This window comes from Janthinobacterium leeuwenhoeki (assembly GCF_051380795.1).
In the GTDB taxonomy this organism is placed as follows: Bacteria; Pseudomonadota; Gammaproteobacteria; order Burkholderiales; family Burkholderiaceae_D; genus Janthinobacterium.
Genome location: NZ_JBNYXT010000024.1, coordinates 68,181 through 79,864, shown reverse-complemented (window position 1 = coordinate 79,864; position 11,684 = coordinate 68,181). Strand labels below are relative to the sequence as shown.

9 protein-coding genes are annotated in these 11,684 nt (G+C 61.7%); 4 read left to right on the top strand and 5 right to left on the bottom strand.

Annotation, left to right across the window (positions count from 1 at the left end; genetic code table 11):
* Window positions 1-152 precede the first annotated feature (152 nt).
* Window positions 153-1,109: a methionyl-tRNA formyltransferase gene (gene fmt, locus ACQ4WS_RS18060; RefSeq protein WP_436478463.1), complete on the bottom strand. Its 957-nt coding sequence runs from the start codon at window positions 1,107-1,109 to the stop codon at window positions 153-155.
* 94 nt (window positions 1,110-1,203) lie between these two features.
* Window positions 1,204-1,746 carry a peptide deformylase gene (gene def / locus ACQ4WS_RS18055; protein WP_436478461.1) on the bottom strand — a complete coding sequence of 181 codons (543 nt, stop codon included), beginning with the start codon at window positions 1,744-1,746 and terminating at the stop codon, window positions 1,204-1,206.
* 300 nt (window positions 1,747-2,046) lie between these two features.
* On the opposite strand from def, the gene dprA reads away from it, so the two are divergent.
* The 3 genes from dprA (at window position 2,047) to ACQ4WS_RS18040 (ending at window position 6,663) form a co-directional block, all read left to right on the top strand.
* On the top strand, window positions 2,047-3,150 hold the full coding sequence (gene dprA, locus ACQ4WS_RS18050) for a DNA-processing protein DprA (protein ID WP_436478459.1): 1,104 nt from the start codon (window positions 2,047-2,049) through the stop codon (window positions 3,148-3,150).
* Between the two features lie 94 nt (window positions 3,151-3,244).
* Window positions 3,245-3,709 (top strand): Smg family protein, encoded by a 465-nt coding sequence (locus tag ACQ4WS_RS18045; RefSeq protein WP_046683463.1) that lies wholly within the window; start codon window positions 3,245-3,247, stop codon window positions 3,707-3,709.
* A 275-nt stretch (window positions 3,710-3,984) separates the two neighbouring features.
* Complete coding sequence (locus tag ACQ4WS_RS18040) at window positions 3,985-6,663, top strand: DNA topoisomerase III (protein WP_436478456.1); 2,679 nt, start codon at window positions 3,985-3,987, stop codon at window positions 6,661-6,663.
* A 71-nt stretch (window positions 6,664-6,734) separates the two neighbouring features.
* Here the strand turns inward: ACQ4WS_RS18040 and ACQ4WS_RS18035 are convergent, their stop codons facing one another.
* The 3 genes from ACQ4WS_RS18035 to ACQ4WS_RS18025 all read right to left on the bottom strand — a co-directional run bounded on the left by ACQ4WS_RS18035 (window position 6,735) and on the right by ACQ4WS_RS18025 (window position 10,431).
* Window positions 6,735-7,463, bottom strand: coding sequence for a hypothetical protein (locus ACQ4WS_RS18035; protein WP_436478454.1), 729 nt, complete (start codon window positions 7,461-7,463; stop codon window positions 6,735-6,737).
* Between the two features lie 74 nt (window positions 7,464-7,537).
* Entirely contained in the window at window positions 7,538-8,950 is a 1,413-nt protein-coding gene (locus tag ACQ4WS_RS18030; protein WP_436478452.1) for an alkaline phosphatase, read from the bottom strand.
* Window positions 8,951-8,979: 29 nt separating this feature from the next.
* Window positions 8,980-10,431: an alkaline phosphatase gene (locus tag ACQ4WS_RS18025; RefSeq protein ID WP_436478450.1), complete on the bottom strand. Its 1,452-nt coding sequence runs from the start codon at window positions 10,429-10,431 to the stop codon at window positions 8,980-8,982.
* Window positions 10,432-10,811: 380 nt separating this feature from the next.
* Between ACQ4WS_RS18025 and ACQ4WS_RS18020 the strand changes: the two genes are divergently transcribed.
* Complete coding sequence (locus tag ACQ4WS_RS18020) at window positions 10,812-11,681, top strand: MBL fold metallo-hydrolase (protein ID WP_436478448.1); 870 nt, start codon at window positions 10,812-10,814, stop codon at window positions 11,679-11,681.
* Window positions 11,682-11,684: the final 3 nt, after the last annotated feature.

The window sequence follows — 11,684 nt, the reverse complement described above, 5'->3', positions numbered from 1 at the left end:
GTTTCGTTGCTGAATACTCAGCGACGCTTCCAGCGTGTTTAATGAACCGCCGTATGCGGAACCGCACGTACGGTGGTGTGAGAGGGCGGCTGAGGTAACTCAGCCCCCTACTCGATGCCGTCGAGATGACGGCGCGGTGCGGTCCGGTGCGCTTAGCCGAAGCGCTTGCCTTCGAGGGGGAAGCCCTTGATGAACTCGGCCGCAGCCAGGCGCTTGCCGCCCGGTTTTTGCAGTTCCGTCAGGCGCAGCGATCCATTGCCGCAGGCCACGACGATGCCGTGCTGGGCGTCGGCCGCCAGTACCTGGCCTGGCGCTTCCTTGCTGTCCGCTTCAATTACCTCGGCGGCCCAGATCTTGATGGTGGTGCCATCAACCTGGCCGCAGGCGCCGGGAAACGGATTGAAGGCGCGGATTTTCAGGCCCAGTTCCAGTGCCGGCAAGCTGAAATCGAGCGCCGCCTCTTCCTTGGCGATCTTTGCCGCGTAGGTGACGCCCGCTTCCGGCTGCGGCACGGCTTCGAGCGGCTGCTGCTGCATCTTGCGCAGGGTCTCGACGATCATCTTGCCGCCCAGGGTGGCCAGCTTGTCGTGCAGGGTGGCGGTGGAATCGCCCGCTTCGATGGGCGTGCGCTCGATGGCCAGCATGGGGCCCGTATCGAGGCCTTCTTCCATCTGCATGATGGTCACGCCCGTTTCATCGTCGCCGGCTTCGATGGCGCGGTGGATAGGGGCGGCGCCGCGCCAGCGCGGCAGCAATGAACCGTGGATATTGATGCAGGGTTTGATGTCGAGCGTGCTGCGCGGCAAGATCAAGCCGTAGGCCGCCACCACCATCACGTCGTAGTCCGTGGCCAGCAGGCGTTCGTGGGCCGCTTTTGCTTCGGCGGCGCGCTGCGGGTCCTTGCTGTCCATGCGCAAGGACAGCGGCTGCAGCACGTCGATGCCATGCTGCTGCGCATACTGCTTGACGGCCGAGGCGTGCAATTGCATGCCGCGTCCGGCAGGGCGGTCGGGTTGGGTCAGCACCAGCGGAATCTCGAATCCCGCTTCGTGCAAGTCTTTCAGGGCCGTGGCGGCAAATTCAGGCGTGCCTGCGAAGATCACTTTCATATGCTTCCTTGACGTGAGGTGCGCAGGCCCGCGCCGGAGGGCGCCAGGCTGGCATGGTGTAACGACTACTGTTGCTTAGTCTATCAGGAGTGGCTTAGAAACGGCGATTCTGTGCGCGCAAGCTTGCTTCGCGCTCGAGACCGCGGACTTCCTTGATCATCTTGGTCTTGATGCGGTTGCGCTTGAGCGGCGACAGATATTCGACGAATACCTTGCCCAGCAAGTGATCCATCTCATGCTGAATGCAGACGGCCAGCAAGCCATCGGCTTCCAGTTCGAACTGCTTGCCGTGGCGATCCAGGGCGCGCACCTTGATGCGGGCCGGGCGCTCGACGCCATCGTAGACGCCAGGCACGGACAAACAGCCTTCGTCATAGACCTGCTTTTCCTCGCTGGCCCAGGTGATTTCCGGGTTGACGAACACTTGCAGCTGGTTTTTTTCTTCGGTGGTGTCGATCACCATCATCTGGATATGCGCGTCCACTTGCGACGCGGCCAGGCCGACGCCAGGGGCGTCATACATGGTTTCGGCCATGTCGTCGATCAGGGTTTGCAGGCGCGCGTCAAATTCGGTGACGGGCTTGGCGATCGTGTGCAGGCGAGGATCGGGGTAACGCAGGATATTTAATATGGACATACGGATTCGACTGGTTAAGGTGGGCGCCGGTGCGCCGGATTATTCATGCCTGGGCCATGCGAACGATGGCAGGGCTATTTGTATTGGGTACGCCTTGAGCGGGTATGGCACAACGGCGCGGCTGATGCGTTTGCCAGTGCGCTATTCGTTTGCTGCAAAGGGAAATTTTATCACAGACGCCCATGCTCCTGTGGATGACGGGCCGTTTTGCACGGCCATCGCACGCATCCTTGCGCGCATCGGTATCGCGTGCGCGCCATGGCGCTAGCATGGGAGGGCACAGTACACAGCGAGGTTGTCATGCATGCACTAGCAACGATGACAGACACGGCCACGGAACTGGCGGGCTGGCTGCGCCTGCAGCATCTGCCCGGCGTGGGGCCGGTGGCGGCGCGCGCCTTGCTGGCCCGCTTCGGCTTGCCGCCGGCCATCTTCGCCGCATCATTCGAAGCCCTGCGCGAAGTGGTGTCGGCCAGCGTGGCGCGCGCCATCGTGCAGCTGCCCAAGCCGGTGGCCAACAGCCAGCTCGAACTCACCCTGCAGTGGCTGCAGCGCCCCGGCAACGCCGTGCTGACCCTGGCCGATGCCGGGTATCCGCCCCTGCTGCTGGAAATCGCCGATCCGCCGCTCTTGTTATATGTGCGGGGGCGGGCGGAACTGCTGTCGCGTCCCGGCGTGGCCATCATCGGCAGCCGCAATGCCAGCGTGCAAGGCATGCAGAATGCGGCCGCCTTTGCACAGGCCCTCAGCGCGGCAGGCCTGAGTATCATCTCCGGGCTGGCGCTGGGCATCGACACGCACGCGCACGAGGGCGGCTTGCGCGGCGCGGGCGCGACCGTGGCCGTGATCGGCACGGGCGCCGATCTGGTGTATCCGCGACGCAACCTTGATCTGTCGCAAAGAATTGCCGAACAGGGTTGCATTGTCAGCGAGTATGCGCTGGGGCTGCCCGCCATGCCGAGTAACTTTCCGCGTCGCAACCGCCTGATCAGCGGCCTGGCGCGCGGCGTACTGGTGATCGAGGCGGCCGCGCAATCGGGTTCATTGATCACGGCGCGCCTGGCCGGCGAGCAGGGGCGCGACGTGTATGCCTTGCCCGGCTCCATCCACGCCACGCTGGCCAAGGGCTGCCATGCATTGATCAAGCAGGGCGCCAAGCTGGTCGAGTCGGCCGATGACGTGCTGCAAGAGCTGCAGTGGCTGGGCGGCATCCCCACGGCGCCGCCAGCGCTGGAAGACGAGACGCCGCTGCTGGCCGCGCTGGGCCACGACCCCGTCGATGCCGACACTCTGGCCGCGCGCAGCGGCCTGGCCATGAGTGCGCTGATGGGCGACTTGCTGGCGCTGGAGCTGGCGGGCCGGGTGGAGCGCTTGCCGGGAGGACTGTTTCAACGCTGTAAATGACAGCTTGTCACTTGTGTGGCTGCCTTGCCGCACGGGCGCGCTTTGTCGGTGCACACCCTTGTGTCTTAGCGAACTTAGCTGCTAGAGTAGAGCCATGTTCGATATCCTGGTATACCTCTACGAGACTTACTATCGCCCCGATGCCTGCCCCGAGCCGGCAGTCCTGGCGCGCAAGCTGTCGGCCGTCGGTTTCGACGACGTGGAGATTTCCGAAGCGCTCGTCTGGCTGACCGACTTGAACGCCATGGCTGGCGTCGAGCAAATCCTGACGGCCAGTTCCACGGGCACACGTTTCTATGTGCAGCAGGAAAGCGACGTGCTGGGCACGGCTGCCATTGGCTTCATCCAGTTCCTGGAAAGCGCCAAGGTGCTCTCGCCGCTGCAGCGCGAAATCGTCATCGAACGGGCGCTGGCGCTCGACGAGGCACCCGTGTCGCTGGGCAAGCTGAAAGTCATCGTGCTGATGCTGCTGTGGAGCCAGGGCAAGGAACCGGATGCCCTGATGTTCGACGACTTATTTGTCGACGACGAAGATCTCCCGCCGCGCCTGCTCCACTAGTATATATAACCGCCCCGGGGCGCACCTGGCGCTGCTGCTGCGCCATCTTCCTTGCCATATGCTGCGGCACCGCGCCCGCCAGCCCATTGTGTTTGCGCTGGCGCATTCTTGCTTGCAGATAACTTGCCGAATTCTTCAATAGGCGCTTATCATTGGCCGCTTGACAAGACCACAAGTCACAAGGCCTTGCGCAGACAAAAGCGTCGGCGCCTGGCAATGCACTGTATGATGCGCATGCTGAAACTATCCTAGAGCATTTTTCGAGACTAAAAAATATGACAAAAACCCTCATCATCGCCGAGAAGCCTTCTGTCGCGAACGATATCGCGAAGACGCTTGGCGGCTTCACCAAGCACGATGAGTACTTTGAATCGGATGAATACGTCCTGTCGTCGGCGGTTGGCCACTTGCTGGAGATCGCCGTACCGGAAGAATTCGACGTGAAGCGCGGCAAATGGAGTTTCGCGCACTTGCCGATGATTCCACCGTATTTCGCGCTGAACCCGATCGCCAAGACGGAAGCGCGCCTCAAAGTATTAAACAAGCTGATCAAACGCAAAGACGTTACCACCCTCATCAACGCATGCGATGCCGGGCGCGAAGGCGAGCTGATTTTCCGCCTGATCGCGCAAAACGCCAAGGCCAAGCAACCGGTCAAGCGCCTGTGGCTGCAATCGATGACGCCGGGCGCCATCCGCGACGGTTTCTCGCACCTGCGCAGCGACGAAGAAATGCTGCCGCTGGCGGACGCTGCCCGCTGCCGTTCGGAAGCCGATTGGTTGATCGGCATCAATGGCACGCGCGCCATGACGGCGTTTAATTCGAAGGAAGGTGGCTTCTACCTGACCACCGTGGGCCGCGTGCAGACGCCGACCCTGTCCATCGTCGTCGAACGCGAAGACAAGATTAAAAAATTCGTGCCGCGCGACTTCTGGGAAGTGCGCGCCGAATTCGTTTGCGCGGCCGGCATCTATGAAGGCCGCTGGCTCGACACGAAGTTCAAGAAGGACGAGAACGATCCCGAGAAGCGCGCCGAGCGCCTGTGGAGCAAGACGGCTGCCGACTCGATCGCCACCGCCTGCCGCGGCCGCCAAGGCATCGTCACGGAAGAATCGAAACCGACCACCTCGATGGCGCCGGGCCTGTTCGACCTGACCAGCCTGCAGCGCGAAGCGAACTCGCGTTTCGGCTTCTCGGCCAAGAACACCCTGGGCCTGGCCCAGGCACTGTATGAAAAGCACAAGGTATTGACCTACCCGCGTACCGATTCGCGCCACCTGCCGGAAGACTACATGCCGACCGTGCTGCAGGCGCTGGAAACGGTCAAGGAAAACAGCAACTACCACCAGTTCGCCAAGCAGATCATCGACAAGGGCTGGGTCAAGCCGAACAAGCGCATCTTCGACAATACCAAGATCTCGGATCACTTCGCGATCATCCCGACGACGATCGCGCCAAAGAATTTGTCCGAGCCGGAACAGAAGTTGTACGACCTGGTCACGCGCCGCTTCATGGCCGTGTTCTTCCCGCCTGCGGAATTCCAGGTCACCACGCGCTACACGGAAGTGTCCGGCCATCAGTTCAAGACTGAAGGCAAGGTCATGACCAATCCGGGCTGGCTGGCCATCTACGGCAAGGAAGCATCGACGGACGCGGACAAGGAAAGCAATGGCAACGGCAACCTGGTGCCAGTGGCCAAGGGTGAAAAAGTACAGACGGAAAGCGTCAACGCCAACGGCCTGGTCACCAAGCCGCCTGCGCGCTTCACGGAGGCAACCTTGCTGTCGGCCATGGAAGGCGCCGGCAAGCTGATCGACGACGACGAGTTGCGCGATGCGATGGCCGGCAAGGGTCTCGGTACGCCAGCCACGCGCGCGGCCACCATCGAGGGCTTGCTGACGGAACGCTACCTGATCCGCGAGGGCCGCGAACTGATTCCAACGGCCAAGGCGTCGCAGCTGATGACTTTGCTCAAAGGCCTGGGCGTCAACGAATTGACGGCGCCGGAGCTGACGGGCGAGTGGGAATACAAGCTGTCGCAGATGGAAAAAGGCAAGATTTCGCGCGAGGAATTCATGCGCGAAATCGCGCAGATGACGCAAATCATCGTCAAGCGCGCCAAGGAATACGACAACGACACCATCCCCGGCGACTACGCGACTTTGGTAACGCCCTGCCCGAATTGCAGCGGCGTGGTGAAGGAAAACTACCGTCGTTTCGCCTGCACCAAGTGCGAATTTTCGATGAGCAAGACGCCCGGTTCGCGCCAGTTCGAAATCGCCGAAGTGGAACAATTGCTGAAGGACCGCACCATCGGCCCGCTGCAAGGTTTCCGCTCGAAGATGGGCCGTCCGTTCGCCGCCATCTTGCGCATCGTGCGCGATGAAGAGATCAAGAATTCCAAGCTGGAATTCGATTTCGGCCAGAACGACGAGAGCGAAGATGGCGAAGGCGTCGATTTCACGGGCCAGACGCCTGTGGGACCGTGCCCCAAGTGCAATGCCGGCGTGTATGAAATGGGCCTGGCCTATGTGTGCGAACACAGCATGGCCAAGCCGAAGACATGCGACTTCCGCAGCGGCCGCATCATCTTGCAGCAGGAAATCTTGCCGGAACAAATGGCGAAACTGCTCAACGATGGCAAGACGGACTTGCTGCCGGGCTTTGTTTCCCAGCGTACCCGTCGCCCGTTCAAGGCTTTCCTCGTGCGCGGCAAGGATGGCAAGGTGAGCTTCGAGTTTGAAGAGCGCAAGGCCAAGCCTGGCGCCAAGGCGGTAGCCAAGACCAAAGCGGCAGCGAGCGAGGTCGAAGGCGAAGAAGGCGCGGCGCCAGCGAAGAAAACGGCCGTCAAGAAAGCGGCAGCCGTCAAAAAAGCGCCGGCCAAGAAAGCGGCGGCCGTGAAAAAGCCGGCCGCCAAGAAGGCGCCGGCGAAGAAAGCGGCAGCGGCGGAGTAATCCGGCGCCAGCCAGACAGGCAGACAAAAGCCAGGGATCGCTCCCTGGCTTTTTTACATCCCGAGGCTAGATTAGTCCAGGTAGTCGGAATACTCGCGCTGTGCGTAGTTCTGCAAGTTGGCCCACGGCTGCGCCTTGCTGACGGTGGGCTGCAGCTTGACGTCGACCCGGCGATAAAAGGTATTCGCGCGGTCGCCGCTCTCGATGATCAGGGGAATCTGCTTTTGCTCATCCCACAGGATGCGCTGGAACACGCCATTCTTTTCCACTTCGCGCCAGCGCGCGCCCGTCACGTTTGACGCCTGTTTCGACAGGGGCATGGCGGCCACCAGTTTCGGGTCCAGCAGATAAAAACTGTTATCCCAGGAGCCGTCGAAATTGACGTTTTCGTACTCCGCTTTCGGGATCGCCACCACCACCTTGTCATGCGCATCGATGTATTCCACGCGCACGGTATTCTTTTCCAGCATCACGTGGCGGGGGATCAGCACGGGATTGAAGTGCTTGTGCTCATGCTGCGTGGCCGCGGTTGACGTCTTCAGTGCCACCTTGGTGTTGTCACCATGCTTGTGGCCCGCATGCGCGTCTGTCGACGGCGCCAGCACGCGCTCGACCCACACGTGGCCGGGGCGGCGCAACATCTTCTCTTCGTAGCGGCTCTCGCGCGTCACGCCTTCCGGCGTCAGGACGCGGCTGTAATAGGTGATGCCCAGGTCCAGGTCGGCAGGGGCAGCGGGGGCGGCTTGCGCGCTGGCGGCAAAGCCGGCGGCGAGGAGGACGGCGATCAGGGACGATTTCATGGTGTTGCCTTTACGTGCAGAGGGGCGGAGGGCCTGCGCCATCCGCCCCGGTGGGGTTACCGTATTGATGTGGATCAGAAGCCGAAGGCCGCTTTCAGCAAGTCAAACACCTTGGTGTTGTCCAGGGTGCCCTTGAAGGTCTTCGCGCCAGCGCCCGTGGCCAGCAGCTTGACGTCGCCGCCGCCGTGGGTTTCGCTGGCCAGGCGCACGCCTGTTTCTTGCAGGTAGTTGTCTTTCAGGGCCGTGGCGCTGTCGACGTTGCTGCGCAGGGCAGGGCGGTTCGGGCCGTTGCCGAACACCAGGGTGGTGTAGGTATTGCCATCGGCATCCTTGCTCGGCTGGTTATCCTTGTAGCCGCGGTTGATGTCGAGGATAGGGTTGCCGCGCTTGCCGTAACCGTTGAAGGCCAGGGTGTGGTCATGGTCGGCCGTGACGACGATCAGGGTATTTTCCAGTTTCGGATCGGTTTCCCTGATCTTGCCGATGGCCGCCTTGACGGCGTCATCGAAGGCGATGGTGTCCGTCAGCGCGCGCTTGGCGTTGATGCCATGCAAGGCGTGGTCGATGCGGCCGCCTTCGACCATCAGGAAGTAGCCGTTGGCGTTTTTCGACAGCAAGTCGATGGCTTTCAGCGTCATTTCCGACAGGCTAGGCTGGGTCGCGCCCTCGCCCAGTGGTGGCGTGGCCGTGCGGTCGAGTTCATATTCCAGATGGCTGCGGGTGCTGTACAGGCCGATGAATTTCTTGCCGCTAGGCGCTGCCGCCATTTCCGCTTTCGTCGCGGCCACGGTGTAGCCCTTGGCGGCAAATTCCGTCAACAGGTTGCGGCCATCGGCGCGGCCATACTTGTTGCTTGCCGACCATGGGGTGAAGTGGTTGCGGCCACCACCCATCAGCACGTCGACGCCGTCGCCCAGGGCCGCGTTGTAGCCCGCGCCGCCTGGCGCCGTTTGCGCCGCGATCGCGTATTGCGCATTGCGGTTGCAGATGTGCGAGAAAGTCGTCGCCGGTGTGGCGTGCGTCAGTTCCGTGGTGGTGATGGCGCCCACGGCCTTGCCCTTGGCTTTCGCCAGTTCCAGGATGGTCGGCACGCTCTTGCCGCCGGCCGGGCAATTGTCCACGCCCAGGTTGCCGTTGGCGTCGCGGCTGGGTTCCTTGGCGATGGTGTCCTGCGCCATCGAGATGACTTCATTGTTCATCTTGACGCCGGTCATGTAGGCAGCCATCGATGGCGCGCTGTCCGTCGTTTGCGCATCGTTCGAGAACGTCTTGATGCGCGCCGTGCGTTCCAGCGTGTCCATCGTCAGGCTGCCGTCTTCCTTGTACTGGTAGATGCGCGCCGCCGTCACGACGGACGGGCCCATGCCGTCGCCGAGGAAGAAGATGACGTTCTTGGCGTCGGCGGCGTAGGCGCCGTTGGCAACGCTGGCGGCCACGAGCGTGGTCAGCAACGACAGTTTCAATGCGGGTTTCAAGGTGAATTTCATGTGCTTGTCCAATTTTGATGTCTTGGGGATTACAGACCGCCGGCGGTCTTGACCAGGCCGAATACTTTGGTGTTGTCGATGGTGCCCAGGAAGGTTTCCGAACCCTTGCCGATGGCGCCCAGGAAGACGTCGGTGCCGCCGTGGGTTTCATTGCCGGCCGTGGTGCGTATCACCGCTTCCTGGTGATAGGTGTTGGCGCTGGTGACGGTTTCATCGAGGCTGGCCATGGCGGCGCGGCTCGACTGGGTGCGGTTTTCGCCATTGCCGAAGCCGATGATCGAATATGGTGCACCGTCCAGGTCTTTTTCGACCGCGCCGGTGACGTAGTTCTTCACCACGCCCAGCACGCCAGGATTGCCGGCAGCCGTCTTGCCCGTGCGCTTGGCGTAGCCGTTCAGCACCAGGGTGTGGTCATGGTCGGCCGTGACGACGATCAGCGTATTGGCCAGGTTCGGGTCGGTGAGCTTGGCTTTCTCGATGGCCGCCTTGATGGCGTTGTCAAAAGCGACAGTGTCTTGCAGCGCTTTCTTGGCCGTCGTTTCATGCAGCGCATGGTCGATGCGGCCGCCTTCGACCATCAGGAAGTAACCCTTCTTGTTCTTGGCCAGCACGTCCATGGCCTTGGTGGTCATTTCCGCCAGGCTCGGCTCCTTGGCGGCATCGCGGTCCAGGTCGTAGCTCATGTGGCTGGAAGTAAACACGCCGAACAGGCGCTCCGTCTTGGCCGCATCGACGGCCTTGAAGTCGGCGCCCGTATTGGCGACCGTGTAGCTCTTCGCTTTCAGCTCGGCCAGCAGGTCGCGCCCGTCGGAACGCTTGCCGCCATCCTTGAACGGTTTGAAAAATTGCGCGCCGCCACCGAGGACCACGTCCAGGCCGGCAGTGCCCAGCGCGCTGTTGTAGCCCGTACCGCCAGGCACCAGGGCCGCGGCGATATCGTTTTCCAGGTCGCGGTGGCAGATGTGCGCGTAGGTCGCGGCCGGCGTGGCGTGCGTCACGCGCGCCGTGCTGACGACGCCGGCGGCAAAGCCCTTGGCCTTGGCCAGTTCCAGCAAGGTGGTGGCGGGTGTGCCGTTGCCGCTGCCGCATTTGTTGACCAGCTTGTTGCCGTTCGCATCCGTGCCCGGATCGATGGCGACTGTATTGGCCGACATCGAGATGACTTCATTGTTCATTTTGACGCCCGTCATGTAGGCGGCCATCGAGGGCGCGCTGTCCGTCACTTGCGCGTCGTTCGAGAACGTTTTTACAAAGGCTGTTTCCGGCAGTGTGTCCATGGTCAGCGCACCGTCTTCGCCCACCGAATAGATGCGCGCGGCCGTCATGGTGGTCAGGCCCATGCCGTCGCCGAGGAAGAAGATGACGTTTTTCGGCGGGGCTTCAGCCACTGTCTCTTCTTTTTTGGCGTCGCTGCCGCAGGCGGCCAGCATCAGGGTGATGGCGACGCTGCAGCCAGCGACGGAAATTTTTCTGCGTGTCATGTGGTTCATCCGGCTAGGTTTGAAAGAGCTAGCAAGATAACAATCCAATGTGACGCCCTCATGACGCTGTGACACATTTGACATGCCGATGCGCGTCCGCTGCCGTGTTCGGGCGCTGGCCTACCTGCCCGACTTCGCCGTGGGCGCGCACGATTTGTTGCAGGTCGAGCTGGCCGGTAGCGTCGATTGCAGCGAATAGGTTCTGCTCGTGTGGGATGGCGCGCTGGCGGGGCAATGGCTGCGCGTAGTGGCCGAGAAATGGACGATGGCATCGACGATTTGATCGATTTATGCAACAAACTATTGCGCTTTAACGGGTTTTTCTACCGGATTGAGCAACGTAAGATGCAGTCATCCCAATCATCTTGTGAAGGCACATCATGTTCTCCAAATCCATCAGCAGCGTTCTTGTTTCCACCCTGTTTGCCGCCGGCGCCGCCTCGGCCGCCGCCAGCGCTCCCTTGACCCTGGAAGTCTTCAACCCGGGCGAAGCGGCCATCTTTCCCGTCGCTTCCGTGCTGGTCGCGGGCAAGCATGACGCCGTGCTGATCGATGCGCAGTTTTCGCGCGCCGAAGCGCAAAAGCTGGTGGAGAAAATACGCGCCAGCGGCAAGAAACTGACGACCGTGTACATCAGCCACAGCGATCCCGATTTTTACTTTGGCCTCGATGTGATCAAGGCAGCGTTCCCGCAGGCGAAAATCGTTGCCACACCGGAAACGGTTGCGGAAATCCGCCGCAAGGCCGATGCCAAGGTCGCCTACTGGGGTCCTATCCTGAAAGACAATGCGCCGAAAAGCATCGTCATTCCCGAAGCGTTGACGGGCAAGCGCATCGCCCTGGAAGGCCAGTCGCTGGACATCGCCGGCCCGATGCCAGCGCGCACCTATGTGTGGATTCCATCGCTCAAGGCCGTCGTCGGCGGCGTGGTGCTGTTTGGCGATTTGCATGTGTGGACGGCCGATACGCAAAGTCCGCAATCGCGCCAGGACTGGCTCAAGACGCTTGATGGTATTGCCGCACTGAAACCCGTCACCGTCGTGCCCGGCCACTTCAAGGTCGGTTCGCCCCTGACGCCGGACAGCATCGGTTTTACGCGTGACTACCTGGTGACGTTCGAAGCGGAAACGGCCAAGGCTGCCAATTCGGCCGCCCTGATCGAGGCGATGAAAATGCGCTATCCGAAGCTGGGCCTCGATGGCGCATTGGAGACCAGCGCCAAGGTCGCCAAAGGTGAAATGAAATGGTAAGCG